The following is a 26,998-nucleotide window of genomic DNA, read 5'->3' on the forward strand; positions in this document are numbered from 1 at the left end:
CCGGCGGCGGTCAGCGCCCTCGCGCGGCCACCGCCGTCCACCGCCGGCGACCCCTCCAGAAGACAGGCAGGCCGCCACCTCGCTGGCCGCTATCGGCTCAGCGCGAGTTGGCCCAGCCGCCGCCAGTCCAGGCGCGGCCTCGCCCGGGGGACGCCGGGACGGACGCGCGGGACACGGACCCGCAGCGCGCCGGGCCACACCGTGCAGCGCACAGGCGCGGGGAGGGTGAGCGCCTCCCCGTCGATGCCGACGGGGATCGCGGACCCGTCGGCATCGACGACGACTTCGACGGCGGTCGTCGTGGTGAGGCCGGGCGCGCGACCGCCGCCCAGCAGCTCGACCGCCTGCGCGGCACTGTCGACCTTGACACTCAGCAGGCCGAGGAACCCCCCGTCCAGCCGTTGCCGTCGCCCCAGCCCGGCCCGATCTCCCACCCGGTAGGGGTTGTTGCTGACCAGAACGCCCTGAGGGGCGTCGACCGCCACGCCGACGGCGCGGACGTTCAGCCGTGGCCCGGTCTGATGGGTGAGCACGTCCGGCAGCATCCGCAGAATCGTGTGGATCTTGTCGTCGCGGTAGGCGGGACTCTGTACCACGACCGCGTACGCCCCGAACGACGCGTTGTTGACGAAGACCCGTTCCCCGATACGCCCGAGGTCCACATGGAGCTCGACGCCGTCGGTGAGGGCGTCCAGGGACCGCGCGGGGTCGTCACGGTCGAGGCCCAGGTCCAGCGCGAAATGGTTCCGCGTCCCGGCCGGAATGACCACGAAGGGGATCCCGTGCTCCGCGGCCACACCGGCGACGAGTGCCTGCGTGCCGTCTCCGCCGGCCACTCCGAGCAGGTCCGCGCCGGAGGCGACGGCATCCCGCGCGAGCGCCGCGACATCCTGGGGATGCTCGGGGTCGAGCAGCACGAGGCCGGCGCCCAGCGCCTCGGCCTTCTCCCTGAGCCCGAAACGCCCCACCTTTCCGCCGCCCGACCGCGGATTCATGATGAGGAAGGGCCTCTTGGGCGGAGGAACGGCATGCTCGACCGGAGCGGGTGACACGGTGTCCGCGCGGAGCGCGGTCCAGCCTGCCGACACCGCAACAGCCCACACCGCAAGCGAAGCGAGAGCCACCCAGAGCAACCCGGCTGCCACATACAGCGCGATCACCGCCGCCGGGGCCGCCACGGCCAGGGCGAGGGCCAGTACTCTCGCCAGGCCCCGGCGGGTGAGCGCCCACCACCCGCCGGCCGCGGCAAGGGCAAGTCCCGCGACTCCCAGTGCCAGCAGGCCGAAGCTCTTGACCCCCGCGAAGCCGAGCAGGAGCGCCACGCTCGCCACGCCTGCCGCGATCGCCAGACGCGCGGCCCAGCACTGTGCGGGGTGGCCGCGTGTGCTGGATCCGCCGTCCATGACTCTCCTCGTGAGGGGACGTCCCGGCCTCGGCCGAGGACTTCTCACAACTGCTCCGCCTTCGACTTTATGCGCTGATCCGGACGGTTGGCCTGATGTGTACGCCCGGGGCAACAGTGCGGTCAGCCCGCATGACGCTCATGGCGGACCAGCACCACCGGGGCCGCCGCGAGGGCCGGCGGATGACCGCCGAACTGCTCGGCCCCTTCGATCTCGTCGACGCCAGCGGCCCCGCCGCCACCCACTCCGGCTGTATGCGCCGCCTCGACGTCGCGATGCCCCTCCTGGTCGGCGCTCCGAGAGCACGGCGGCCTCGGCCGGGTGGTGGCTCATTCCCCGGCCGATTCGTCCTTCGACCGGCCCACCGGCGGGGGATCGGCATGCTCCTGATCAGGATGTCCCGGCGATCGGCACCGGGGTTATCGTGGCCCCCTCGATCAGCTCCGCTCGGGGCTCGGAAGGGGGCGGGACCGTGTCTGATCCAGGACGGCTTGTGGCAGGCCGCTACCGGCTGGCCGAGCAGGTGGGCCGCGGTGGCATGGGCACGGTGTGGCGCGCAGAGGACATCGTTCTCGGACGTGACATCGCGCTCAAGCAGTTGCATGTCCCCGACCACCTCGACGACGAAGAGGTCCGGATCCTGCACGAGCGTACTCGCCGTGAGGCGCACAGTGCGGCAAGGATCTCCCATCCCCATGTGATCGTGGTGCACGACGTCGTCGACGACGGGGGCCGTCCCTGCGTCGTCATGGAGTACATCCCGTCGATCACGCTGGCGGAGGCGATCAGGGAACGTGGTCCGCTGCCCCCGGCCGAGGTGGCACGCATCGGTTCAGCCGTCGCCGCGGCACTGAGCGCCGCGCATGGTGCCGGAGTACTCCACAGGGATGTGAAGCCCGCCAATGTCCTGCTCGGCGACGACGGCCGGATCGTTCTCTCCGACTTCGGGATCGCCCTGCCGTCGGGTGCGCCGTCCCTGACGACGACCGGCGAGTGGGTCGGCTCGATCGACTACATCGCGCCGGAACGGCTGCTGGGAAAGGACGGCGGACCGGGTCCCGCATCCGACCTGTGGTCGCTCGGGGCGATGCTCTACTGCGCGGTGGAGGGCAGCCCCCCTTTCCGGCGGGATGTGCCCATCGCGACGGCGCACGCCATCGTGGTCGACGAACTGCGGCTCCCGCGTCAGGCAGGAGGGGTGTCCCGCGTCATCGAGGGCCTGCTGGTCAAGGATCCCGCGGAGCGCATGGACGCCGAGACGGCCGAGCGTCTGCTGGGCAAGGCGGCGGGCGAGCGGAACGGCACGATCCGGCTGCCCGCGGCGACGGCCCCCGGCTCAGCCCGTACGGCTACGGCGCGGTGGCGTGGCCGTCGTGCGGTGATGTGGTCCCTGACGGCCGCCGTCGTCGTCGGCGTCGCGGCCTTCACACCGCTGCTCCTGGATGGCGTCGGCGATGGGGGCAGGCGTTCGGCGTCCGCCCCCTCCGGTACCGCGCCGTCCCACGCGGGCGCCACGGCACCGGCCGTTCCCGTCGGCTTCCGCCTCGCCGAGGAGGACGGCGGCCTGGCCCTTCCGGTGCCGGACGGCTGGAGCCGCACGAGCACGTACAACGGCGAGATCGCGTACGTGGACCCGTCCGGACTGGTGGGGCTGCGCCTGAGCAGTACGCGCTTCGCGGAGGGGGATGCCCTGAGGCACTGGCGCGAGGTGGAGGAGGAGCAGACCCGCCAGAACAACCCGGGCTACGAGCGGCTGCGGATGAACGCGACGACGTTCCGCGGCGGCCCTGCCGGGTACTGGGAGTTCACCTTCAAGGGAAAGAAGCGCGGCTTCCGGGCCGTGGAGCTGGCCTTCGCGGACGGTGCGGGCACCCAGCACGTGATCTATCTCAGCGCGCCCGCGGCTCAGTGGTCGCAGTACCGGCCGGTCTTCGACAAGGTTGTCGCCGGACTGCGTCTGCCGGGCGAGGCCTCGTAGCCGACGGGACGGCGCCCGCCCCGGGTCGCCCGTGAGTTGTCACTCTCCGGCCGGGTCCGCGCGTGAGTTGCCACCCGCCATGCTGAGCGACCGGTGTGATCAGGTGAGGCAGGACTCGTGCGGCGACCGTCAGCCCGCCGCGGCGGCATCACGGCTCGCACGCCGTGCCGCGGGGATCTCCGCGTCCTTGCGCCCCTCGGCCCACAGTGAGCGCACATGGCCCAAGTGCCGTGTCATACAGGCCTCGGCGCCCTTCGCGTCGCCGGCCAGCATCAGTTCGAGGAGCTCCAGGTGTTCCTCGGCGGACGGCAGCAGCTGGTCGCGTTCGTCCAGCGCCGTGAGTCCGTACAGGCGCGAGCGCTTGCGCAGATCGCCGACCGTCTCGACGAGACGGTCATTGCCCGCGAGGCCGAGCAGGGTGAGGTGGAACTGCCGGTCGGCCTCCAGGTAGCCGATGAGGTCGTGCTCGCGGGCGGCGCGGACGATCTCATCGGCGACCGGGCGCAGTGCCTCCAGGTCCTCGCGGGAGGCGCTGCGGGTGACCCGGCCGATCACCGGGACCTCGATCAGGAGGCGGATCTCGGTGTACTGGTCGAGGTCGCGCTCGTTGACCTCGGTGACCCGAAATCCCTTGTTCCGTACGGGTTCGACGAGACCTTCCCGGGCGAGGTCCAGCATCGCCTCGCGCACGGGCGTGGCGGAGATCCCGAAGTCCTGCGCAAGCCCCGGAGCCGAATAGACCTCGCCCGGACGGAGTTCACCGGAGATGAGCGCGGCCCGCAGCGCGTGAGCCACCTGGTCGCGCAGCCGCTCGCGGGCCGTGACGAGGTTGCGCTGCTTCAGGTGCCCCATGGTGTTCCTTCCGTGCTGCCGCGGATCACCAGGGTACAATGTCACGTTGTTCTCGCAGGCGAGAGGGGGACGTCCCAACCGCCCACCCGGCAGGGCCCGGTGCGGACGGCGGGGCTCACAGCACAAAGCCCGTGGGGAACGGATCATCCGGGTCGAGGAAGTACTGCGCCGTGCCGGTGATCCAGGCGCGTCCCGTGATCGTGGGCACGACGGCGGGCAGCGTGCCCACGGTGGTCTCCTCGGTCAGACGGCCGGTGAACTGCGTACCGATGAAGGACTCGTTGACGAAATCCCGGTGCAGCGGCAGCAGACCACGGGCGTGCAGCTGCGCCATCCGGGCCGAGGTGCCGGTCCCGCACGGGGAGCGGTCGAACCAGCCGGGGTGGATGGCCATGGCGTGCCGGGACCGGTGCGCGTCCGAGCCGGGCGCGGCGAGGTAGACATGCTTGACCCCGGAGATCTCCGGCTGCTCCGGATGGACGGGCCGGTCCGCGGTGTTGATCGCTTCCATGACGGCGAGTCCTGCGGCGAGCAGATCGTCCTTGCGGGCCCGCTCGAAGGGCAGTCCCAGCGTGTCGAGTTCGACGAAGGCGTAGAAATTGCCGCCGAAGGCGATGTCGTACGCCACCTTTCCGTATCCCGGTACATCCGCCGCGCGGTCCAGACCGACACAGAAAGCGGGCACATTGGTGAGAGTGACGGAGGTCGCCACACCGTCCTCGGTGCGCACGTCGACGGAGACCAGGCCCGCCGGGGTGTCCAGCCGGACGGTGGTGACCGGCTCGGTCACGGGCACCATGCCCGTCTCCACCAGGACGGTGGCCACACCGATCGTCCCGTGCCCGCACATCGGAAGCAGTCCCGAGACCTCGATATAGAGGACGCCGTAGTCGGCGTCGGCTCGCGTGGCCGGCTGGAGTATCGCGCCGCTCATGGAGGCGTGGCCGCGCGGCTCGTACATCAGCAGTGTGCGGATGTGGTCCATGTGCTCGATGAAGTGGAGCCGGCGCTCCGCCATGGTGGCGCCGGGAATGACGCCGACGCCGCCGGTGATGACCCGGGTCGGCATGCCCTCGGTGTGCGAGTCGACGGCGTGGAAGACATTACGGGTGCGCATGCGTGGGCCTCCCCGTGGTCAGTGGTGGCCGTCGGCGACGGCCTTTTCGGTGGCGGCCCGGACGGCGGCCTCGGCGCCGCCGGTGAGCGGGAGGCGCGGCGGGCGGACCGGGCCGCCGCGGCGGCCGGCGATGTCCATGGAGAGCTTGATGGCCTGGACGAACTCGGTCCTGGAGTCCCAGCGGAGCAGTGGGTGCAGGGACTTGTACAGGGGCAGTGCGGTGTCCAGGTCGCCGGAGACGGCAGAGTGGTAGAGCTCGGTGCAGGTGGCCGGGAGGGCGTTCGGGTACCCGGCGATCCAGCCCACGGCTCCGGCGACGGCGAGCTCCAGCAGGACGTCGTCCGCGCCGGCCAGCAGGTCCAGTTCGGGGGCGAGTTCGGCGATCCGGTACGCGCGGCGGACATCGCCGCTGAACTCCTTCACGGCCACGATGCTGCCGTCCTGGTGGAGTCGCGCGAGCAGCTCGGGTGTGAGGTCCACGCGGGTGTCGTGCGGGTTGTTGTAGGCGACGACCGGAAGCCCGGCCCGCGCGACGTCCGCGTAGTGGGCGTGCACGGCCCGCTCGTCTGCGCGGTACGCGTTGGGCGGCAGCAGCAGGACCGAGCCGGCGCCCGCCTCGGCCGCCCGGTCGGCCCAGCGGCGGGCTTCGGCGCTGCCGTAGGCGGCGACGCCGGGCATGACGCGGGCTCCGTCCCCGGCGGCCTCGACGGCGACGCGGACGACACGGGCCCGCTCGTCGTCGGTGAGCGTCTGGTACTCGCCGAGGGAGCCGTTGGGTACGACGCCGTCGCAGCCAGCGGCGATGAGCCAGGACACATGCTCGGCATAGGCGTCGAAGTCGACGGAGAGGTCGTCGCGCAGCGGAAGGGCGGTGGCGACCATGATGCCGCGCCACGGGCGGTTGGTGCTCCAGGAGCGGGAGGTCATGAATTTTCCCTTCGTGTAAATGGTGACATTTCATTGACTGGGCTACGGGGCGTGCAAGGGCGGGGAGTTGATTCAGCCGGACGCGCCACACGCGCCGGGGGATTCGGGGGAGTCGGAAGGATCGAGCCCGGCCAGCACCCCGAGCGGGACCGGGGTGGCGAACGGCCGGCGTTCGGGGGCACCGGCTCCTCCCGCGAGGCACGACACCGCCTGACCGCACACACGGCCCTGGCACCAGCCCATGCCCGCCCGCGTCATGAGCTTGACGCTGCGCGTGTCGCGGGCACCGAGATCGTCCACGGCGGCACGGATCTCGCGCGCGGTGACCTCCTCGCAGCGGCAGACCTCCGTGTCGTCGGTGAGCCAGCCGGGCCAGCCCGGCCCGGGGGCGTGGGCGGCGACCATGGTGTCGGCGAACGCGCGCATCCGGGCGCGCCGGCGACGCAGCGCACCGGTGACGGCCGGCGCGCCGTTCAACCCTGTGGCGATGGCCCGGGCCGCCAGTTCTCCCTCCGTCAGGGCAAGTTGTGCCCCGCCGATGCCACTCGTCTCACCCGCGGCCCATACGCCGGGCACCGAGGTCGCCTGGTCCCCGTCGAGTGCGAGCGCGAACGTGCCGTCCCCGCTTCGCACCGTGGCGCAGCCCAGGGCGGTGGCCAGTTCGATCCGCGGTACGAGGCCGTGCCCCACGGCGAGGGCGTCACAGTCGATCCGGCGGTCCGTGCCGGGCAGCGGCCGCCAGTCGCGGCCGAGACGGGAGACGGTGACCGCTTCCAGGCGGTCGGCGCCGTGCGCCTCGGTGACCGCGCTGCCGGTGCGTATCCGGACACCGTGGCGCAGCAGTGCGGCGCCATGGGTGACGGCCTCCCTCAGCTTGCCCGGGTTGGTTGCGAGGGCGCGTGGACGGCGCGCGTAGCCGACGTACCCGGACGCCTCGACCACTTCCGGAACGTGCGCTCCCGCAGCGGCCGATGACGAAGCCACCGCCAGCAGCAGGGGTCCGCTGCCGGCCACGACGACGCGGTTGCCGGGCAGCACCAGCCCCTCCTTGAGCATGGCCTGCGCGCCGCCCGCTCCCACGACCCCGGGCAAGGTCCAGCCAGGAAAGGGGAGTTGTCGCTCGTACGCTCCGGTGGCGAGCAGCACGGCCCCCGCCCGCACTCGTACGGGCCGGTCCCCGTCGCCGTCGTCGCCGGTCACAGCGTGGACGTCCCACACTTCCCTCTCGCGCACCACCGTCCAGACGTGGTGTCCGGCGAAATGACGGACGCCGCTGCTTTCGAGTCGTCGCCGCAACCGGGCGAACGTGGCCCAGCCGTGGTGCAGCCTGTCCGGACGTCTGGCGCCGAGCGCGGGGTCGGGGTGCCGGTAGTACTGCCCGCCCGCCCGGGGCTGCGCGTCGAGCAGGGCGACCCTCAGCCCCAGCCCGGCGGCTGTCACGGCGCCCGCCAGACCGGCGGGCCCGGCTCCGACCACGGCGAGGTCGTACAGGTCAGCCATGGCCGTGACCGTCCTGTGTGGTGACGGCGTCGCCGGGCCTGGCCGGTACGAGGCAGGCCCGGCGGTTGGGTCGGCCGTTGATGGTGGCGAGGCAGTCGTAGCACTGGCCGATCCCGCAGAACGCACCGCGGGGACGCCGCGCGATCCGGGTGGTGCGCCAGGCGAGGATGCCGGCGCCCCACAGTGCGGCTGCGACGGACTGCCCGGGGAGCGCGGTTACCGGGAGTCCGTCCAGCGTGATCTCGAACGACGGCTGGCCGGTGGCGTGGACGAGTTCCGCGGGGGTGCGCATGCTGGTCCTCTCGGGCGGCGCGGGTTCTTCGGTCACAGCGTGTCCTGGAAGCGGTTGGGGGCGAACGGGTCTGTCTTCATGGGTGCTTCGCCGCCGGTCAGGGCGGCGGCGATGAGCAGGCCCGTGGCCGGTGCCAGGCCGATGCCCGCGCCTTCGTGGCCGCAGGCATGCAGCAGGCCCGGCACCCGTGGGTCGTGTCCCACGGCGGGGAGGTGGTCCGGCAGGTAGGGGCGAAAGCCCGCGTAGGCGCGCATCGCCCGGACGCCGGCGAGTACGGGGAACAGTGTGGTTGCCTGCGCGGCCAGACGGCGCAGCACTTCGACGGCGAGAGAACGGTCGAAGCCGATCCGTTCGCGGCTCGCCCCTATCAGGACCGGTCCCGCGGGGGTGCCCTCGACGACCGCCGATGTCTGGAGGGCGGCCGAGCCGCTGGCCACGTCGGCCACATAGTCGGCGGCGTACACCTTGTGCCGTACCAGCCGCGGCAGGGGCTCGGTGACGAGCACGAAGCCACGCCGGGGGAGGACCGGCAGAAGGACGCCCGCCATCTCGGCGACCGAACCGCCCCAGGTGCCCGCCGCGTTGACGACGAACGGGGCGTGGAGCTCGCCGGATTCGGTCCGGACGCCCCGGATTTGGCCCGAGGTGCCGGTGAGTACCGCGGTGACGTCCTCGCCGAGCCGGACGTCGGCGCCGGATGCGCGCAGGAGATGAGCGGCGGCCAGCGCGGGCTGGACCTGTGCGTCCTGCGGGTAGTGGACCGCTCCTGGCAGGTCTGCCGCGAGATGCGGTTCCAGCTCGCGCAGTGAGCCGGCAGGCACGTCCGTGGTGGTGACCCCGGAGTCCGACTGCGCCGCGGCGAAGCCGCGCAGCGCAGTCAGCCCGGGGCCGTCGGAAGCGACGACGAGTCCGCCCTTGGCCTCGAATTCGATGTCCGGCGGGAGCAGTTCGGCCAGTTCACGCCACAGGGTCGCCGAGAGCAGGGCCAGTTCGAGTTCGGGGCCCGGCCCCTTGTCGGAGACGAGAAGATTGCCTTCGCCCGCGCCGGTCGTGCCTCCGGCGACGGGACCACGGTCGATCACGGTGACGGTCAGGCCGGACCGGGCGGCGTAGTAGGCGCATGCCGCGCCGATCACCCCGGCCCCGATGACGACGACGTCCGGGGATTTTCCTCTGGGCACGCCAGTAATATGTCACATGGCATTTTCTCTGCCAAGGCTTTTCCCATGACCGTCCCGAAGCCCTGGAAGCCTCAGCCGTCGAGGAGTTCGCCCATCCAGGCCTCGATCCCCTCGGGCGTGCGCGGCAGCGCACCGGACATCAGCCGCGCACCCTCCTCGGTGATCACCAGGTCGTCCTCGATCCGTATCCCGATGCCGCGCAGTTCCGCCGGGAGCGTCTCGTCGTCCGGCTGGAAGTACAGCCCCGGCTCCACCGTGAGCACCTGGCCCTCCTCCAGGACACCGTCGAGATAGGCATCCGCGCGGGCCTGGGCACAGTCGTGGACATCGAGCCCGAGCATGTGACCGCTGCTGCAGAGGGTGTAACGCCGGTGCTGATCGCCCTCCGGGCTCTTGAGGATGCCCCACTCGGTCAGCCCCTCGGCGATCACGCGCATGCCCGCCCGGTGGAAGTCCCGGAAGCTCGCACCTGGTCCGAGGGCGGCCATTCCCGCCTCCTGGGCGGCCAGCACCAGCTCGTACACCTGCCGTTGGACGGGGGAGAAGCGCCCGGACAGGGGCAGGGTGCGGGTGATGTCGGCGGTGTACAGGGAGTCCGTCTCCACGCCCGCGTCGAGCAGCAGCAGCTTCTGGGCGTCCAGCGCTCCGTCGTTGCGTATCCAGTGCAGGACACAGGCATGGGCGCCGGATGCCGCGATGGTGTCGTACCCCGTGCCGTTCCCCTCGGCGCGGGCACGCAGCCCGAAAACGCCCTCGATCCAGCGCTCACCACGCGGATGGGCGAGGGCGCGCGGGAGCGACCTGACGACGTCCTGGAATCCGGATGTGGTGTGGTCGACGGCCAGTTGCAGCTGATCCACCTCCCACGCATCCTTGATGAGCCGCAGTTCACTGAGTACGGAGGCGAGTTCGGCGTCATGCGCCGCGTTGCGCCCGGGGGGCAGCGGTGAGCGCGCGTCGAGAGGCTCGCAGCGGATACCGGTCGTACGTTCCGTCTCGCCGAGGTCGAGGCGACGGCCGACCCAGAACTCGCCGTAGCGGCGGTCCCGGTAGAACTCTTCACCGCCGTTCCGGGGAGAGCGCGGGCGGACATGGAGCACGGCCTCGTGGCCGCCGGGACCCGACGGCTCCAGCACCAGTACATGTCCCGCCTGGTCCTCGCCGGTGAGTCCGGTCAGCCAGGCGTAGGCGCTGTGCGGGCGGAACCGGTGGTCGCAGTCGTTCGAACGGACCTTGAGCACGCCCGCCGGAATCAACAGCCGCTGACCGGGGAAGCGTGCGGACAGCCCGGCCCGGCGCGAGGCGGTGAACCGGGCCACGGGCAGCTGGAGTTCGCCGGGCAGTGGGCTCGGCGCCCAGCCGCGGGTCATGAAGTCCTGGAACTCGGCTGAAGGCGGCAGGTCGTGGCTGCCGGTGCGGAGAGGCTGTTCGGTCATCGGATTCGTCTCCCTCGGGCAAGGTTCCGCGAAGCGGGATGTGCGCAGGGGTTGTCAGTGCAATGTCACATTACTACGTTACGCATCACATCGCGGCGAGCCCGTCTCTCAACTGCCGCGTACAGCACGGCACTTCATCTTCCGAACCCCCACTCAGGAGACATCGGTGTCCCGAGACAGACACGCCCCCAGATCCCTGCCTGCCGCGGTGATCGCGGTCGCCGCGCTACTGGCCCCGCTCGCACCGCTCGCTCAGGCAACAGCGGCGCCCGTGCCGCCGAGGCCGGCCGCCGCCTCCGCGGGCCACGCCGACCGCCACCGTCCGCACGACGAGGTGGAACGCCTCACCTCGGCACCGGCGTTCACCGCCCGGAGCGCGCCCGCCCCCGGCGGACTGCCCCAGGGGCGCATCCCCGGCCCCCGTGCGACAGGCACCGCGAGGACCACGGACCTCGCTCCGGCGGTTCCCTGCACCCTGGACGACATCACCCGCCTCGGCCCGGAGCAGTTCACGGACTTCCTCGCCGACCCGGCCGTCACCGCCGACGGCTGTCTGCGCGGCCTCATCTGGACCTGGGACGCCCGGCTCGCCCCCGTCATGTCCGACGCCCATGTGCAGGCCGTCTCCCGCCGCATCTCCACGCTCGCCCCGGCGCATGACGGGAAGAACGGCAGCCACCTGCTGGAAATGCTCACCTACCTGCACGCCGTGGTCTACCACGACTTCTCGCGCGGCGAGATCGACGTCACCGACGCCCCGACCGCCGAAGCCATGCGCCGCGCCATCAACGCCTTCGGCAGCACGGCCCGCTCCTTCACCGCGACGCGCTCCAACGCGGAGAGCCTGCGCGAGGGCCTCTACGCGGGCAGCGGCCCCGGGCTGCGCCACTCCCAGCTCGGTCTCATCACGAAGGTCCTGGCCACGCTGGACCAGTACCACACCACGACCTACAAGGACCCGGCGTGGGGCGGCGCCGCACTCGCCGGTCTCTCGGTCAACTACCTGGGCATATACCCGGGCAACAACGACACCTCCTTCCGTACGCTGGTCGCCCGGAACCCGGCCTACCGCAAAGCGTTCAGCGCGTTCGCCGGCCACACCCATCTCAAGGGCACACCGAACGAGTGGGCCGTACGGGACGCGCTCGGTGAGTACGGCCGTTTCGGCCAGATCGACGCACTCAGGTCCGAGACCGTCTCCGGTCTGGGCTCACTGCTGCCGGTCACGACACGCAACTTCGGCGAGGGCAGCCAGCCCTGGGCCAAGGTGGCGGGCTGGCTGGGCTTCTACGAGGCGTGCAAACCGTACGGCGTGTGCAAGGAGGACATCGAGCGCCGCATCTTCCCCTCCACGTACACCTACGACGCCGGCGCCATCAAGGTCCGCACCGCGCTGAGCCGGGCCACGGTCGATCAGCTCTACTACGCGAGCAAGCAGGTCAAGGCGCAGTTCCACCGCGTGCTCGGCACCGACGCGCCACTGAACGGCGACACCAACACCTCGCTGGCCATCGTTCTCTACGCCTCGCGCGCCGACTACGAGACCTACCACCCGCTGCTCACCGGGATGGGCACGAACAACGGCGGCGTCTACATCGAGCGCGGCGCGACCTTCTACACCTACCAGCGCCGCGTTCCGCAGGACTCCTCGCTCACCCTGGAAGAGCTCTTCCGCCACGAGTACACCCACTACCTCAACGGCCGGTGGGCAGTGCCCGGCTACTTCGGCGAGGGCCCCTGGTACGAGGGGGACCGCACGACCGCCATGGACGAGGGCACGGCCGAGTTCTTCGACGGCGCGACCCGCGACAACGGCATCGCCGTCCGCAAGTCGCTCGTCCAGGGCATCATCGACGACACGGCCGGCGGCGGACCGCGCATGAGCGTGGACCAGTTGCTGCACGCCACCTACGACGGCGACGGCTTCCGCTTCTACGACTACGCGGGCACGTTCTTCGAGTTCCTGTGGAACCAGCGGCCTTCCCTGATCCGCGAGATGTACGGACACCTGCGCGCGGACGACCCCGCGGGCTTCGACGCGTGGCGCAACCGCATGGGCCGGGACGCTGCGCTGCAGAGGGCCTACGACAGCTTCCTGGACGCACAGATCGCCCAGGTGGACAGGCTCTACGTGCCGGACACCACGTTCAGTCCGAACGACCGGCTGCGGGACGCGTCGTCCGAAGCGGTCCGTGGCTCGCTGGCGGCGGCCACCCAGCTCACTCCCGTGTGCGCGGCGGGTCCCGACGCGGTCATGCGGCGCTTCGTGTGCACCGGACGGATCACCGCGAACCTCACCGAGCCCTCGAACCCCGACCGTGTCTTCGAGGACATGTCGGAGACGGTCGACTACTTCGTCCTGGACCGGGCCCGCCCCGCGTCCACGAATCTGGCCGACATGAACTGTCACTTCGGCACCGTCGACATCTGGACGGACGGCCGGGCGGGCAGTGCCACCTACACCTGCGAAGGCCCGCTGCGCAGCTGACGCCCGGCCCCGGCGCGTACGGCGCGCGCAACGGCCGCCGTAGGCGCCGGGCCGCCGCCTCGACCGTCAACCCGTACCCGGGTACAGGTTGACGGTCCCGCGCGCACACCACCGGAGGTGAGGGTGCCCCCAGCGCGGTAGTTTAAATTGGAACGGGATTGAACGGGACCCGTCCGTCGAGGCGCGCCGTGAACCGGAAGCGCCGGAAGAAGGGTGAGGGCATGGGCGACGAGGCTGCATGGCTGAGCGAGCGCGAGTTGCGTGCCTGGAAGAACCTGCTCGCCGTGAACAGCATCATCGGCCGGTCCGTCGAGCAGCAGCTCAAGGATGCGGCGGGCCTGTCCCACCCGCAGTACGAGGTGCTCACCCGGCTCGGTGACGCACCCGGTGGCGAGCTGCGGATGACCGAGCTGGCGGGCGCGGCACTCACCTCCAAGAGCGGTCTCACGTATCAGGTGACACAGCTGGAGAAGGCGGGTCTGATACGGCGCAGCTCCTGTCCGAGCGACGATCGCGGGGTCGTGGCCGTGCTCACCGAGCTGGGCAAGGAGAGGCTGCGGGCCGCCGCCCCCGGGCATGCCGCCCTCGTGCGGGAGCTGTTCGTCGACGGTCTGGGGGAGCGGGAGTTCGACTCTCTCGCCGCCGGACTCGAAGCTTTGCTGGACCGCCTGCGGGGTCGCTGCTCCTCCTGAGCGCCACCGCGGCGAAGGGCTCTGTGATCCTCGCGGGTTGTTCAAATTGGAATCACCCGGTAGCTTCCTCTTGTGATTCAAATTTGAACCACATCCCGTGAACGGAGTCGCCCATGCCTGCCCAGCTCGCCGCCGCCGTACGTGCCCGGGTCCTCATTCCTCTGCGCTTCGGCGACGGCTACTCCGTCACCGCCGAAGCCATCACCTTCCACGGGCTGGCCGACGGCGCCGAGCATGTCGCCCTGCGCCTGGGCGACCCCGCACCTGGCACGGTCCCGCTGGTGCGGATGCACTCCGAGTGCCTGACCGGGGACATCTTCGGCTCCGCCCGCTGCGACTGCGGTCCCCAGCTGCGCGAGGCCGTCGAGCGCATCGCCGACGCCGGCGGCGTCCTGCTCTACCTGCGTCAGGAAGGCCGCGGCATCGGCCTCTACAACAAGCTCGACGCCTACGCCCTGCAGGATCAGGGCCTGGACACCTACCAGGCCAACAGCGCCCTCGGTCTGCCCGAGGACGCCCGCGACTACACCGCGGCCGCACAGATGCTCGGCGCTCTCGGCTTCGACGGTATCGACCTCCTGACCAACAACCCCGACAAGTCAGGCCAGTTGGAGAACCTGGGGATCACCGTCCGCCGTCGCGTCCCCACCGCCGTACACGCCACCGGCGACAATCTGCGCTACCTGCGCGCAAAGGCGGAGCACACCGGCCACACCATCGCGCTGGACGCGCTCGCGAGCTGAAGGGCCGGGCGGCCGGGTGCCCGGCCGCCCGGCACCGAAGCGAGGGCATGAGTTGACCTCAGGTTTGGTTGAGGTCATAGCGTTCCTTCTGCGCCCCGGGCCACGCAGGCCGACGGGAACCGCGTCGGCCCGCCAAGATCCGGAGGCATCTGCACATGGACATGGAAGTCACCGCGTGGACATCGCTGCACAGCGCGATGAACGCCCAACAGGACCGGAGACCCTTCTCCCGGGTGACGCTGCGCCGCATCGCCGCCTTCGCCCGGCCCCACCGCTCCCAGCTCTACCGATTCCTACTGCTCAGCGTGATCACCGCGCTGCTCGCCGTGGCCACTCCGGTACTCGCCGGCCGGGTCGTCGACGCGATCGTCGAGGGCCAGGACACCGGCACCGTCACCCGGCTCGCGCTCCTCATCGCCCTGATCGCCGTCGCCGAAGCCGGGCTCGGCCTGCTCACCCGGTGGCTGTCGGCCACCCTCGGCGAGGGACTCATCCTCGATCTGCGCACGGCGGTCTTCGACCATGTCCAGCGGATGCCGGTCGCCTTCTTCACCCGCACCCGCACAGGTGCGCTCGTCAGCCGCCTGAACAACGACGTCATCGGAGCTCAGCGGGCCTTCAGCAACACCCTCTCCGGTGTTGTCTCCAACCTCGTCACCCTGCTGCTGACGCTCGCCGTGATGCTCAGCATCTCCTGGCAGATCACCCTGCTCGCTCTCGTCCTGCTCCCGGTGTTCGTGGTCCCGGCCCGCCGGATGGGCTCCCGCATGGCCAGGCTGCAGCGCGAGGCCGCCAATCACAACGCCGCCATGGGCACCCAGATGACCGAACGGTTCTCGGCCCCCGGCGCCACCCTCGTCAAACTCTTCGGACGGCCCGACGAGGAGTCCGCCGAATTCGCGGCGCGCGCCCGCCGCGTGCGCGACATCGGGATCCGCACCGCCATGGCCCAGTCCGTCTTCATCACGGCCCTCACTCTTGTGTCCGCCCTGGCGCTCGCCCTGGTCTACGGGCTCGGCGGCTACTACGCACTCCGCGGCAGCCTGGACCCGGGCGCCGTCGTCGCCCTCGCCCTGCTCCTCACCCGCCTCTACGCCCCGTTGACCGCACTTGCCGGCGCCCGGGTCGAGGTGATGAGCGCCCTGGTGAGCTTCGAGCGGGTCTTCGAGATCCTCGACCTGAAGCCGCTGATCGCCGAGAAGCCGGACGCCCGCGCGGTGCCCGACGGACCGGTCTCCGTGGAGTTCGACTCGGTCCGCTTCGGCTACCCCTCCGCCGACAAGGTCTCCCTCGCATCCCTCGAAGAGGTCGCCACTCTCGACTCCCGCGGCGGCACGGAGGTGCTCCACGGCGTCTCCTTCCGGGCCGAACCAGGCCGGATGGTCGCACTGGTCGGCTCGTCCGGCGCGGGCAAATCCACGATCGCGCAGCTCCTGCCCCGCCTGTACGACGCCGACGCGGGCTCGGTACGGCTGAACGGAATCGACGTGCGCGATCTGACCTCCGAGTCGATCCGCCGGACGATCGGCATGGTCACGCAGGACGGCCACCTCTTCCACGAGTCCGTACGCGCCAATCTGCTCCTCGCCCGTCCGAAGGCCACGGAGGACGAACTCCAGGACGCCCTGCGCCGTTCCCGCCTCGATGAACTCGTGGCCTCACTGCCCGACGGTCTGGACACCGTCGTCGGAGAGCGGGGGTACCGGCTCTCGGGCGGTGAGCGACAGCGCCTGACCATCGCCCGGCTGCTGTTGGCCCGTCAGCGGGTCGTGATCCTCGACGAGGCGACCGCCCACCTCGACTCGACCTCGGAGGCCGCGGTCCAGGAGGCCCTGGCGGAGGCGCTGGAGGGCCGTACCGCCGTGGTGATCGCCCACCGCCTCTCCACCGTACGGGCCGCGGATCTGATCCTCGTCATCGAGAAGGGCCAGGTCGTCGAACGCGGAACTCACCCGGAGCTCCTGCGGGCAGGCGGTCGATACGAACAGCTGTACCGAACCCAGTTCGCGGACAGGGGGGCCGAAGGTGTCGAGGGGGCCGAGGAGACACACCCCGTCCACTGAACACCGGCTGCTCGGGTCCCTCGCGCATTGCCTGCCGTGCTCACCAGTGGATAGGGTGCTCTTAACGCGCGTCAGCACGCGTTAAGGTGCTGCGTCGGAGGGCGTTTTCGCAGGGGGGGTCCTCCGGCGGCAGCATGTCCGGCCTCCGTGCGGAGACCGGCCGGCGACGTACGGAAAGCGCCTGCGTTTCCGTGAACTCCGAGCCGGTCGCCGACGCGGCCCTTGCCTGTCCGGCTGTCCGGCCGGCCGGGTGATCGGACGGGCCGTCCGCCCGCGCCGCCGAAACCACGCCGCCGAACCCGCACCGTCACGGCAGCGTTGGCTCCGGCGCCACTCCGTGTCGTCAACAGGTGCGGCAACACATCGACCCTGTACCCCGTCATAGGGGCGAACACCTCGGCCTCCGAAATCAGTCCCGGCAGGAGGCTTTCTTTTCGGCCATCCTGGCGCGTACCGTCCTGCTCCCGGCACTCGCCGGAACCGCGGTGTCCCTCCCCTGTGCACCGCTGCGAGGCCCCGCCCGCGTCCGCGTGGCGGGGCCTTGCCACGCCCGGTCCCGTACGCGCCGTGCTCCTGCCCACCGCCTCGGGCGCGGTGCGGAGCCACGCGTCGACGGTGTCGGCGCCGTAACGAATTGCGGCGGTGCGCGTGGCTACGGAAAGCGTTGTCCGATGCCTTCCAGGACCCGCTCGATCGTAGAACCACGCCTGCTGCCAGGGAACTTGCCGGCAACGAAATCCGCACTTCGCATTCCGTTCAAAATCGGTAACTCCCTTCATCGTCGGATTCCGCCGTATTGAGCGCAGGTCCATCCATTGCGCTACCCGCGGGTCGTGGGAATGATTCCGGCTCACTGAACACGTCGAGGGAAGGCGCCACCCTTGAAGGGCTTGCACGACACGGGTGACGAGAGAAGCGGCCTGCGGGCCGGATCCCTCGGCACATTCGACTCGGTGATCATGGCGGTGGCGGGCTGCGGTCCCGCCTACACCGTCGCCGCCATGATTCCGGCGCTCATCGCCGCGGTCGGCTTCGCCGCACCGGCCGTGCTGCTCTACTGTGCCGTTCCCATGGTCGGAATCGCCCTCGCCTTCCGGTATCTGGGCCGTCTGGACATCAACTCCGGCGCCACGTACTCCTGGGTCGCCCGGTCCCTTCACCCCGCGCTCGGCTTTCTCAGCGGATGGGCGCTGGTCGTGTCGACCACGGTGTTCCTGGTCTCCTCCACCCAGCCGGCCGGCGAGGCGACACTCGCTCTCATCGGCAGCGAACTGTCCGACAACAGTGCTGTGTCCACCGTGGTCGGCATGGGCTGGTTCCTCATCATGGCCGCTGTGGTGGCGTACGGGACCCGAATCGGCACCCGCGCCCGTGCCGTGTTCGTCGGCGTCCAGGTTCTGCTGCTGGTGGCCGTCGCGATCAGCGCGCTGGTCATGGACGCTCCGGCAGCGGGGTTCTCCGCCGAGTGGTTCGGTTTCGGCCACTTCGACACCACACACACCTTCGCGGCGGGGGCGCTGATCGCCGGCGCGAGCTTCTGGGGCTGGGACGTGACGGCCAACCTCAGCGAAGAGACGCGCGGCGGGCGCGGCGGAGCCGGCCTCGGGGGACTCGTCGGTCTGCTGGTGACCTCCGTGGTCTTCCTCATGGTCACCGTCGGGGCGAACATCGCGCTCGGCCCCGAAGAGGTGGTCGCCGACGGAGGCGGAATCCTGCTGGCCATGGGGGACGCGGTCTGGCCGGGCGGAACCGGCCGGCTGCTCGTGCTCGCCATCCTGCTGTCCACCGTCGCCACACTGGAGACGACGCTGCTCCAGGCGACCCGGACGCTCTTCGCCATGGGACGGGACCGCACCCTGCCGCGGGTCCTGGGGCGAGTTCACGCGGCACGCAGGACGCCGTGGGTGGCCACCGTGACCGTCGCAGCGGTGGTCCTGGGGGTCGCCGGGGTGACCACGGCGACAGGTGACGGCGCCGCACTGATGGCGGACGCGCTCGCCGGCATCGGTCTCCTGATCGCCTTCTACTACGCGCTGGCCGGTATCTCGGTCGCCGTCGTCCACCGGCGGGTGCTCTTCCAGTCCGTGGGCAAACTGGTACTCCTCGGGCTGTGGCCCCTCGGCGGCGCCGGATTCATGATCTGGGTCTTCGTCGCCTCCGTCCCCGAACTTTCGGACTCGGAACTCACCATCGGTCTCGGTGCCCTGGCCCTCGGACTGCTGCCGCTGATCGTCGCGTGGTCGGGCGGAGGCCGTTCGTACTTCCGCCCCCGGCCGCTGGACCCTCACCTCGCGGATGTCCTCGGCGCGGAGGACCAGGGCCTGGCTGCCGCACCGCCGACGGGTGCGGGGGGCGGGCGCAGGGACGGCGTGCTCAGCGACTTCTGAGGTCGATCCGTCCGGCGCAGCCGATCCGTACATCCGAACCCGAGAGGACCCTCATGGCAGCCTGGCTGCGCAGGGGCGTGCCGGCGCCCGACTACGACCCGACGTTCGGCGACCGCGAGCTCAGCGACGGCTGCCAGGACATCCTGATGGGCCGTTGGGAGGGAGCGCGGGACCTGCTGGAGAAGACACCCGGCGAGTGGGACCGGCGGGCACACTGCATCAAGCTGCTCGCGGACGCAGCCGCGGGGCTTCGCACCGTGGATCTCTGGTCGGCGTCCGAGCCGCACCACCCGGACGCCGCCGTGCTGAGGGCCGAGACCGAGGTCATGCGGATGTTCGGCGGCGCGCGTGACGGCACGATGCCGGACGCGGCGACGCTCGACCGGGCGGCATGGCTGTGCTACCAGGCGATCGACCTCGCCCCGGCCGACCCCTATCCCTGGGTGTCGCTCCTGGCGCTCGGGCGCCTGTACCCACGAGGGCACCAGCACATGAAGCACTGGTGGAGCGAGGTCCAGAGTCGTGACCCCTACCATCGCGAGGGCCACCACCAGGCACTGCGCTACCTGTCGGCCCGCTGGCACGGCTCCCACGGTCAGGCGCTCAACTTCGCCTGGGACGCGGCGCTGTACGCTCCCGACGGCTCATCGCTGGCGGCACTCCCGCTGGTCGCGCGTGCCGAGCACTTCCGGCACCGTAAGGAGACCGAAGGCGACAACGCACTCTTCCTGAACGGCCACTGGAACGAGGGCGCGGTACGTAACGACCTCCGCGCGGCACTGGACCGCTGGGTCGCCCACCGAGCCGTCCCCGCGGCGCAGGACGTCGCCGACCTCAACCACCTGGCGCACGGACTGGTGCAGGCCGGGATGATCAACGAGGCCGGAGAGATCTTCACGCTGTTGAACAACCGGGCGACGACCGTCCCGTGGTCGTTCACCGGAGACGCCGAAGCCGCGTACGTCCAGTGGCGCGACCGCACCTCGGGCACCGCGAAGGGCTGAGGCCGACCGGAGGCGCGGGACGTCCGGAGGCGGGGACGTCCGACGCCTGGAACACCGCAGGGGCGCCGCTCAGAGCCGGGTGATGACGAGGGCGGTGTCGTCGGTGTTTCCGCCTGGTGGGAGCAGTTCGGCCAGGAGTGTGTCGGCGAGGTGCTCGGCATCGGCTTCACGGTGCCTGGTCAGGGAGCCGGCGAGTCGGCGCAGGCCGGTGTCGATGTCCTCATGGCGGCGTTCCACCAGGCCGTCGGTATAGAGCACCAGAGCCGCGCCGTCGCCGAAGGAGACGCTCGCCTGGGGACGGGACACATGCTCGGGCCGGGCACCCAGCGGCGGGTCGGTGGCGGCGTCGAGGAACTCCACGCGCCCGTCGGGGTGGAGCAGGGCGGGCGGCGGATGGCCGGCGCTGCTGTAGGTGATCGTGTGCGTGGCCCAGTCGATGACGGCCTGCACGGCGCTGGCGGTCTCGGCCCCGTCCACCGAGCGTGCGTACAGGCCCAGGACCTCGAGTGCCTGCGCGGGGCCGTCGGCGACCCGCACGGCTGCGCTGAGTGCGCTGCGCAACTGACCCATGACGCCGGCGGCAGCCAGGCCGTGGCCGACCACGTCTCCGACGGAAACAGCCATACGGTCGCCGGCCAGGGCAGCGATGTCGTACCAGTCGCCGCACACGTTCAGCGACCCGACGGCCGGCTGGTAGCGCACGGCGACCCCGTGACGCCCCGCCGGGCTCGGCGCGGGCAGCATCGCGTCCTGCAGTGCCAGAGCCACCTCCCGCTCCCGGGCATGGGCCTGCCGCAGCCGTTCGTTGACCTCCTGGAGCTCCCGGGCACGGGAGTACAGCTCGGCCTCCATGAGTCGCTGGTCGCCGCTGCCGACCCTGCCGCTGCGGGCCCGGATCAGTGCGGTGACCTCTTCGACCCGGTGCACGATGAACGCCACCTGGCCGTCCGGACCCAGAACGGGTGAGTTGACCGGGCTCCAGTAGCGCTCCTCGAAGACTCCCGAACCTTCCGACGCTTCCACGTCGTAGCGCTGGAGCGCCATGCTGTCGCGGATCCCGGTGTCCGCGACGCGCTTCAGCGAGGCCGCGAGGTTGCGCACCCCGGTCGCGGTCGGGTCACCGGGATTGTCGGGGAAGACCTCGAACAGGTGTCGCCCGATGATCCGGTCTTTCTCGCGACCCGACACGTCCAGGTAGGCCGCGTTGACGTCGACGATGGCGAGGTCGGGAGTGAGCAGCAGCACCGCGCTCGGCAGGGCGTCGAAAACCGCGGCGTAGTCGATCGGGAGCTGCTTCACGTGCGCGCCTGCCTTACGACCTGTCCATCCGTGTGGGTGATCATACGATAAGTGTTTCAAATAGGACAGAGTCGACTCTCGAAGCGGAGAGTCGTCCGCGACCGCGGGGCCTGCCCGTCGAGGCATGTCGCGTCCGCCGCGGGGGTGCCGCGACATGGTTTCGAATGCGTAGGCGAGGGTGCGGCGGTGGGTTCGAAAGTGGGGGTGGTGTCACTGTTACGGAATCCGGTGCCGTTGCCGGGGTGGCGTGCAAGGGGTGGCGTGCGGGCTGGTGTGCGGGCTGGTGTGGGGCTCGAAAGCGATGGTTGTTGAGCGTTGCACGGGTCGATGTGGTGGCCAAGTGAATCCGTGCTCGGATGTCCGCAAGGGTCGGTGCCCCTAACAGGGGAGTGTTACGGATATGTCCCCATTCAGTAACGCGAATCGGGTCGTCGGCTGAAGCCGGCGACGTTGCGCCACGGTGACGTCCTCGGCCCTCGGGGCCGGGAACCCGCACTGCGTCACCGGGGCCTCGAGTGGCTTCTGGGCGCATGACCTGAGGGAGCATCATGTCTGCTTCTCATACCGCTCGCCGACTTCTCGCCACCGGCCTGGCGGCCGGCGCTCTCATCGGCGCCGCGGCGCTGCCTGCCTCTGCGGAGGGCGGCCGACAGCACGGTCGGGAGCACGGCCGGGACCGCGATCACGGGTGGGACCACGGCCGTGACCGCGGCGGCGACCGCGATCGTGGGTGGGACCGCGATCGGGACCGTGACCGTGGGTGGGACCGGGACCGGGACCGCGACCGGGACCGCGACCGTCGGTGGGACCGCGACCGGGACCGGGACCGTGAGTGGGACCGGCCGACGCCGCGTTCCGCCGTCGTTCTGGGCGACATCCAGTACGACAGCCCCGGACGCGACAACCGTTCCAACCGCAGCCTGAACGCGGAATGGGTCGACATCACCAACACCGGCCGCAGGGTGGTCAACCTCGACGGCTGGACTCTCAGCGACCGTGACGGCAATCGCTACCGTTTCCGCGGTCTGCTCCTGGCCGGTCGCTCCACCGTCCGTGTCCACACGGGCACGGGCCGCGACACCCGCTACGACGTGTTCCAGGATCGTCGCGACTACATCTGGAACAACTACGGCGACACGGCGACCCTGCGCAACGACCGCGGCCGCACCATCGACGCCGAGCGCTGGGGCCGCCGCTGATCAGCGAGCGGAGCAGGGGGCTGTCCGAACGAGGCCACGGCAGCTGACGCTCAGGGCCGGACCCCCACGGGTCCGGCCCTGACTTGCGCGCGGGGCGACGGGAGGCCAGAGGATCGGGTCGGGGGATCGGGTCGGAGGGATAGGGGATCGGGCCGCTGGACGCGACCCCGCTCTGTCGCTGACCGGTGGGTGGGTTGGAAGCGGCGAGCGCGTACGGCTGGAGCGCGCTGTCGGCCGGGAGCATCCTCGGCCCGGCATGCGAGCTGGGCGCCATTCGCCTGCGACTCGGTTGACGCGGCACCACGTTGTGCCTTGCTCTGGTCGCCGGTCCTCCGTGACGGTCGTTCAAAGCCCTGTTGGCACTGGGAAGTTCTTTCTGTGGCGACCCTCATCTGGACGCGCAACTCTCTCGGAAAGGCGCCACTCGGCGGCGCTCGACCGGACATGGGGGACCATATAGTTCTGCGAAATAATTCTGCGAACACGACGACGCCGGGGCTGGTGGGCGGAGTTGATACCGTGCGGGGGTGACCGGTTCCACGCAGCGTCCACTGCTCTTTCTCGATGTCGACGGACCACTCATACCGTTCGGTGCGACGCCGCAGCAGCTGCCGGACGGCTATCCGACATATCCCGTGACCGAATCACCGGACGCTGGTGCGCATCCGCTTCTTGGCAGGATCAATCCCGAGTACGGGCCTCGATTGGCTGCACTGGCTTGTGATCTGGTGTGGGCCACGACATGGATGGCCGACGCGAACGAGTGCATCGGACCGAGGATCGGCCTGCCCGAGCTGCCCGTGGTGATCTGGCCGGAGCCGTCCGACTCTGAGGAGAGGGGCGGGCTCCATTGGAAGACTCGTGCCCTCGTTGCCCGGGCGGCCGGACGCTCATTCGTCTGGGTCGACGACGAGATATCCGACGCCGATCAAGCCTGGGTGTCCGCGCACCACCAAGGGCATGCCCTGCTCCATCGCGTCGATGCGCGCCGGGGCCTGACTGACGAAGACTTCGAGGCTCTGGACAAGTGGCTGCGCGCGATCCGGTGCCACAGCGGGCAACGCTCGCACGGCTGACGACCGGCGCTCTGCTCCGGGTGCGCACTTCATTTGAGGCAGATGCGCATCGCCAGTCGCTCGACCGGGCCAATCGACCTGGGGGCCGAGTCGTGACGAGCTGAGGGATCGGCCGGGTGTGTTATCGCGCGGGATCTGCATCACCCGGTCCGCCGAACCGCCAAATGGGGCGCGGCTGCGCCGGTCGGCAGGTCGGTTTCGGAGCGCGACGGTGATCGCGAGGCGACCTGCGAGGGGGTCCTTCGCGCGGCGCCGGGTCCTGTGCGGCCGGGGCGCTGTGCCCGGACCGGCCCCGCGCCCGGGCATCGGTCGAGCGGATCCGTTGGCGGAATCTGTCGAGCCATCAGGTCATCTGTCCCGGACTATTGACTCCGAGTGTCACAGTCGCGATTCTCGTCGCAATGATTGCGCGGGGCATGACAATCCACCGCTCGACGAGCCCGCCGCCGGACTCCCACGGGACTGTCATGGCCCAAACAGCCCGTTCCTCGACCGCTCACCCACCGCTCACCGACCCGCAATTGAGTGCTGACAGCGAAGGCATGAGTGATGACCGTGTTCCGACACTCGCACCCTCAACGCAGGCCCCTCGCGGTTCTGTCGTTGCTCCTGACCGCTGTGGCGATGGTCCTCGGCACAGCGCCCAGTTCCTCGGCCGAGTCCGGTTGGTGGACCCCGGTCGCACGTCCCGCGCCCGACTCGCAGATCAATGTCACGGGCGAGCCCTTCAAGGGGACCGACTCCCAGGGGCAGGTGCGGGGCTTCGTCGACGCACACGACCACATCATGGCCAACGAGGCGTTCGGCGGCCGGCTCATCTGCGGTAAGGCATTCTCCGAGATGGGCGTCGCGGACGCGCTCAAGGACTGTCCCGAGCACTACCCCGACGGCTCGCTGGCGATCTTCGACTTCATCACCAAGGGCGGCGACGGCAAGCACGACCCCAACGGATGGCCGACGTTCAAGGACTGGCCGGCCCATGACTCGCTGACCCACCAGCAGAACTACTACGCCTGGGTCGAACGGGCCTGGCGCGGTGGTCAGCGGGTGCTCGTCAACGACCTCGTCACCAATGGCGTGATCTGCTCGGTCTACTTCTTCAAGGACCGCAGCTGCGACGAGATGACCTCCATCCGTCTGCAGGCGCAGAAGACGTACGACATGCAGGCTTTCGTCGACAAGATGTACGGCGGCCCGGGCAAGGGCTGGTTCAGGATCGTCACCGACTCCGCGCAGGCCCGCGAGGTCATTCAGCAGGGCAAGCTGGCGGTGGTGCTGGGCGTCGAGACGTCCGAGCCGTTCGGGTGCAAGCAGATCCTGGACATCGCGCAGTGCAACAGGCAGGACATCGACCGCGGCCTCGACGAACTGCACAAGCTGGGCGTGCGCAGCATGTTCCTGTGCCACAAGTTCGACAACGCCCTGTGCGGGGTCCGTTTCGACCAGGGCGCACTCGGTACGGCGATCAACGTGGGACAGTTCCTGTCCACCGGCACCTTCTGGAAGACGGAGAAGTGCGCCGGTCCGCAGCACGACAACCCCATCGGACTCGCGGCCGCGCCTCATGCGGAGAAGGAACTTCCGGCGGGCGTGGCGGTCCCGTCGTACGCCTCGGACGCGCAGTGCAACACCCGCGGTCTCACCGCGCTCGGCGAATACGCCGTGCGCGGCATGATGAAACGCAAGATGATGCTGGAGATCGACCATATGGGCGTCAAGGCAGCCGGCCAGGCCTTCGACATCCTCGAGTCCGAGTCGTACCCGGGCGTGATCTCCTCGCACAGCTGGATGGACCTCGGCTGGACCGAACGTCTCTACCGGCTCGGTGGCTTCGCGGCCCAGTACATGAACGGCGCCGAGGCGTTCACCGCGGAGGCCAGGCGCACGGACGCGCTGCGCGACAAGTACAACGTCGGGTACGGCTACGGAACCGACATGAACGGCGTCGGCGGCTGGCCGGGCCCCCGTGGCGCGAACACCCCGAACCCGGTCCGCTACCCCTTCCGCAGTGCCGACGGCAGCGCCGTCATCGACAAGCAGACCACCGGCGAGCGCACCTGGGACGTCAACACCGACGGTGCCGCGCACTACGGCATGGTCCCGGACTGGCTGGAGGACATTCGGCTCGTCGGCGGCCAGGGCGTCGTGGACGACCTCTTCCGCGGGGCCGAGTCCTATCTCGACACCTGGGGAGCGTCCGAGAAGCACAAGGCGGGGGTGAACCTCGCCGCGGGCTCGTCGGCCTCGGCCAGCTCGGCGGAGTGGAGCCTGTTCACCAGTTACGCACCCGAGCGGGCCGTGGACGGCAACAGCGGTACCCGCTGGGCGAGTGACTGGAGCGAGGACCAGTGGCTCCGGATCGACCTCGGGACCCCCGCTCTGATCAAGCGCGTCACCCTCGACTGGGAGCGCGCCTACGGGAAGTCGTACCGCGTAGAGGTCTCCACCGACGGCTCGGACTGGCGGTCCGTATGGTCCACGACAGCCGGTGACGGCGGCCTGGACACGGCGCAGTTCACCGGAACGTCAGCCCGCTACGTACGCGTCCACGGGCTGGAGCGCGGCACCAGATGGGGCTACTCCCTGCACGAAGTCGGCGTCTACAGCAGCTGACGGGACCACGGAATGGCCGTGGGCCGGGGCCTGCCGGATCGGTGCTCCTGATCCGGCAGGCCCCGGCCGCGCGCTCCGGCGCGGCACAGAACGAGGGGAACGACATGGCACGGATGCCGTCGGCCGACCGGCGTCGGCAGCTGATCGAGGCAGCGATCCGCGCGATGACCCGCGACGGCGTCTCCAGGACGACGACCCGCTCCATCGCAGCGGAGGCGGGGGTCTCGCTGAGCGTCTTCCACTACTGCTTCGACTCCAAGCAGGCCCTGCTCGAATCGGTCATCACCACGATCACCGATCACTCCGTCAGCCTGGTGAAGGAGGCGATCCGCCCGAAGGCCACACTCAGGGAGACCATCCGGGCGGGATTCCAGGCCTACTGGGATCATGTGTCCGCCCACCCCGGTGAGCACATGCTGACGTACGAACTCACGCAGTACGCCTTGCGCCAGACGGGGTTCGCGCAGCTGGCGCGACGGCAGTACGAGCTGTACTCCGACACCCTCACCGAACTCATCGAGCAGCTCAGCCACAGCATGGAGTTCGAACTCCGGGTGCCCGTCCCCGTACTGGCCCGGTATCTGGCCGTCATGATCGATGGGCTGACCCTGAACTTCCTCGTTCTCGGCGACGAGACCGCCGCGTCGGACATCCTCGACACGGTCGCGGACCAGGTCGTCGGCCTTGTCCACGACGGGGTCGTACCCGTCGTCCCCGGAGCCGTTTCACCACCGCGCTCCGCCTGAAT

Annotated in this window: 21 protein-coding genes; 11 read left to right on the forward strand and 10 right to left on the reverse strand. The window is 70.3% G+C overall.

The window, feature by feature from the left end; genetic code table 11:
• Window positions 1–89: 89 nt before the first annotated feature.
• A complete protein-coding gene (locus OG293_RS34620) occupies window positions 90–1,403 on the reverse strand; it encodes a diacylglycerol/lipid kinase family protein (protein WP_406002690.1) in 1,314 nt (437 codons plus the stop codon).
• 122 nt (window positions 1,404–1,525) lie between these two features.
• The gene (locus OG293_RS34625; protein ID WP_406002691.1) at window positions 1,526–1,648 is read right to left on the reverse strand and encodes a hypothetical protein; all 123 of its coding nucleotides are present in this window, start codon (window positions 1,646–1,648) and stop codon (window positions 1,526–1,528) included.
• 227 nt (window positions 1,649–1,875) lie between these two features.
• Here OG293_RS34625 and OG293_RS34630 point away from each other — a divergent pair, with 227 nt between their 5' ends.
• Window positions 1,876–3,381 (forward strand): serine/threonine-protein kinase, encoded by a 1,506-nt coding sequence (locus OG293_RS34630; RefSeq protein WP_406002692.1) that lies wholly within the window; start codon window positions 1,876–1,878, stop codon window positions 3,379–3,381.
• A gap of 129 nt (window positions 3,382–3,510) precedes the next feature.
• Here the strand turns inward: OG293_RS34630 and OG293_RS34635 are convergent, their stop codons facing one another.
• From OG293_RS34635 to OG293_RS34665, 7 genes are all read right to left on the reverse strand, one after another.
• The gene (locus tag OG293_RS34635; RefSeq protein ID WP_406002693.1) at window positions 3,511–4,233 is read right to left on the reverse strand and encodes a GntR family transcriptional regulator; all 723 of its coding nucleotides are present in this window, start codon (window positions 4,231–4,233) and stop codon (window positions 3,511–3,513) included.
• 115 nt (window positions 4,234–4,348) lie between these two features.
• A complete protein-coding gene (locus OG293_RS34640) occupies window positions 4,349–5,350 on the reverse strand; it encodes a proline racemase family protein (RefSeq protein WP_406002694.1) in 1,002 nt (333 codons plus the stop codon).
• Between the two features lie 18 nt (window positions 5,351–5,368).
• Window positions 5,369–6,277: a dihydrodipicolinate synthase family protein gene (locus tag OG293_RS34645; RefSeq protein WP_406002695.1), complete on the reverse strand. Its 909-nt coding sequence runs from the start codon at window positions 6,275–6,277 to the stop codon at window positions 5,369–5,371.
• A 72-nt stretch (window positions 6,278–6,349) separates the two neighbouring features.
• Window positions 6,350–7,777 (reverse strand): NAD(P)/FAD-dependent oxidoreductase, encoded by a 1,428-nt coding sequence (locus OG293_RS34650; RefSeq protein ID WP_406002696.1) that lies wholly within the window; start codon window positions 7,775–7,777, stop codon window positions 6,350–6,352.
• A complete protein-coding gene (locus OG293_RS34655; RefSeq protein WP_406003807.1) occupies window positions 7,770–8,069 on the reverse strand; it encodes a (2Fe-2S)-binding protein in 300 nt (99 codons plus the stop codon). The genes OG293_RS34650 and OG293_RS34655 overlap by 8 nt, the downstream gene beginning before the upstream one ends.
• Before the next feature lie 32 nt (window positions 8,070–8,101).
• Window positions 8,102–9,250, reverse strand: coding sequence for an NAD(P)/FAD-dependent oxidoreductase (locus tag OG293_RS34660; RefSeq protein WP_406002697.1), 1,149 nt, complete (start codon window positions 9,248–9,250; stop codon window positions 8,102–8,104).
• Window positions 9,251–9,321: 71 nt separating this feature from the next.
• Window positions 9,322–10,686: an aminopeptidase P family protein gene (locus OG293_RS34665; protein ID WP_406002698.1), complete on the reverse strand. Its 1,365-nt coding sequence runs from the start codon at window positions 10,684–10,686 to the stop codon at window positions 9,322–9,324.
• A gap of 166 nt (window positions 10,687–10,852) precedes the next feature.
• Here OG293_RS34665 and OG293_RS34670 point away from each other — a divergent pair, with 166 nt between their 5' ends.
• The 6 genes from OG293_RS34670 (at window position 10,853) to OG293_RS34695 (ending at window position 20,063) form a co-directional block, all read left to right on the forward strand.
• The gene (locus OG293_RS34670; protein ID WP_406002699.1) at window positions 10,853–13,174 is read left to right on the forward strand and encodes a collagenase; all 2,322 of its coding nucleotides are present in this window, start codon (window positions 10,853–10,855) and stop codon (window positions 13,172–13,174) included.
• Between the two features lie 188 nt (window positions 13,175–13,362).
• Window positions 13,363–13,866: a MarR family winged helix-turn-helix transcriptional regulator gene (locus OG293_RS34675; RefSeq protein WP_406002700.1), complete on the forward strand. Its 504-nt coding sequence runs from the start codon at window positions 13,363–13,365 to the stop codon at window positions 13,864–13,866.
• Window positions 13,867–13,979: 113 nt separating this feature from the next.
• Complete coding sequence (gene ribA / locus OG293_RS34680; protein ID WP_406002701.1) at window positions 13,980–14,609, forward strand: GTP cyclohydrolase II; 630 nt, start codon at window positions 13,980–13,982, stop codon at window positions 14,607–14,609.
• 155 nt (window positions 14,610–14,764) lie between these two features.
• On the forward strand, window positions 14,765–16,672 hold the full coding sequence (locus OG293_RS34685) for an ABC transporter ATP-binding protein (protein WP_406002702.1): 1,908 nt from the start codon (window positions 14,765–14,767) through the stop codon (window positions 16,670–16,672).
• A gap of 881 nt (window positions 16,673–17,553) precedes the next feature.
• Entirely contained in the window at window positions 17,554–19,059 is a 1,506-nt protein-coding gene (locus tag OG293_RS34690; RefSeq protein ID WP_406002703.1) for an APC family permease, read from the forward strand.
• Window positions 19,060–19,112: 53 nt separating this feature from the next.
• The gene (locus OG293_RS34695; protein ID WP_406002704.1) at window positions 19,113–20,063 is read left to right on the forward strand and encodes a hypothetical protein; all 951 of its coding nucleotides are present in this window, start codon (window positions 19,113–19,115) and stop codon (window positions 20,061–20,063) included.
• Window positions 20,064–20,132: 69 nt separating this feature from the next.
• On the opposite strand, the gene OG293_RS34700 is transcribed toward OG293_RS34695, so the two are convergent.
• The gene (locus tag OG293_RS34700) at window positions 20,133–21,362 is read right to left on the reverse strand and encodes a PP2C family protein-serine/threonine phosphatase (RefSeq protein WP_406002705.1); all 1,230 of its coding nucleotides are present in this window, start codon (window positions 21,360–21,362) and stop codon (window positions 20,133–20,135) included.
• Window positions 21,363–21,910: 548 nt separating this feature from the next.
• Here OG293_RS34700 and OG293_RS34705 point away from each other — a divergent pair.
• From OG293_RS34705 to OG293_RS34720, 4 genes are all read left to right on the forward strand, one after another.
• The gene (locus OG293_RS34705) at window positions 21,911–22,561 is read left to right on the forward strand and encodes a lamin tail domain-containing protein (RefSeq protein WP_406002706.1); all 651 of its coding nucleotides are present in this window, start codon (window positions 21,911–21,913) and stop codon (window positions 22,559–22,561) included.
• 527 nt (window positions 22,562–23,088) lie between these two features.
• Entirely contained in the window at window positions 23,089–23,637 is a 549-nt protein-coding gene (locus OG293_RS34710) for an HAD domain-containing protein (RefSeq protein ID WP_406002707.1), read from the forward strand.
• A gap of 549 nt (window positions 23,638–24,186) precedes the next feature.
• Window positions 24,187–26,250, forward strand: a complete 2,064-nt coding sequence (locus tag OG293_RS34715; protein ID WP_406002708.1) for a discoidin domain-containing protein — start codon at window positions 24,187–24,189, stop codon at window positions 26,248–26,250.
• Between the two features lie 104 nt (window positions 26,251–26,354).
• Window positions 26,355–26,996: a TetR/AcrR family transcriptional regulator gene (locus OG293_RS34720; RefSeq protein ID WP_406002709.1), complete on the forward strand. Its 642-nt coding sequence runs from the start codon at window positions 26,355–26,357 to the stop codon at window positions 26,994–26,996.
• The last annotated feature ends 2 nt before the right edge of the window (window positions 26,997–26,998 follow it).

Source organism: Streptomyces sp. NBC_00829 (assembly GCF_045161795.1).
Classification (GTDB): Bacteria; Actinomycetota; Actinomycetes; order Streptomycetales; family Streptomycetaceae; genus Streptomyces.

Bases quoted from the DNA above. Each gene is read 5' to 3' on its own strand.
- OG293_RS34620 (WP_406002690.1), bottom strand. From the start codon at position 1,403: ATGGACGGCGGATCCAGCACACGCGGCCACCCCGCACAGTGCTGGGCC.
- OG293_RS34635 (WP_406002693.1), bottom strand. From the start codon at position 4,233: ATGGGGCACCTGAAGCAGCGCAACCTCGTCACGGCCCGCGAGCGGCTG.
- OG293_RS34640 (WP_406002694.1), bottom strand. From the start codon at position 5,350: ATGCGCACCCGTAATGTCTTCCACGCCGTCGACTCGCACACCGAGGGC.
- OG293_RS34645 (WP_406002695.1), bottom strand. From the start codon at position 6,277: ATGACCTCCCGCTCCTGGAGCACCAACCGCCCGTGGCGCGGCATCATG.
- OG293_RS34650 (WP_406002696.1), bottom strand. From the start codon at position 7,777: ATGGCTGACCTGTACGACCTCGCCGTGGTCGGAGCCGGGCCCGCCGGT.
- OG293_RS34655 (WP_406003807.1), bottom strand. From the start codon at position 8,069: ATGCGCACCCCCGCGGAACTCGTCCACGCCACCGGCCAGCCGTCGTTC.
- OG293_RS34665 (WP_406002698.1), bottom strand. From the start codon at position 10,686: ATGACCGAACAGCCTCTCCGCACCGGCAGCCACGACCTGCCGCCTTCA.
- ribA (WP_406002701.1), top strand. From the start codon at position 13,980: ATGCCTGCCCAGCTCGCCGCCGCCGTACGTGCCCGGGTCCTCATTCCT.
- OG293_RS34685 (WP_406002702.1), top strand. From the start codon at position 14,765: ATGGACATGGAAGTCACCGCGTGGACATCGCTGCACAGCGCGATGAAC.
- OG293_RS34695 (WP_406002704.1), top strand. From the start codon at position 19,113: ATGGCAGCCTGGCTGCGCAGGGGCGTGCCGGCGCCCGACTACGACCCG.
- OG293_RS34705 (WP_406002706.1), top strand. From the start codon at position 21,911: ATGTCTGCTTCTCATACCGCTCGCCGACTTCTCGCCACCGGCCTGGCG.
- OG293_RS34715 (WP_406002708.1), top strand. From the start codon at position 24,187: ATGACCGTGTTCCGACACTCGCACCCTCAACGCAGGCCCCTCGCGGTT.
- OG293_RS34720 (WP_406002709.1), top strand. From the start codon at position 26,355: ATGGCACGGATGCCGTCGGCCGACCGGCGTCGGCAGCTGATCGAGGCA.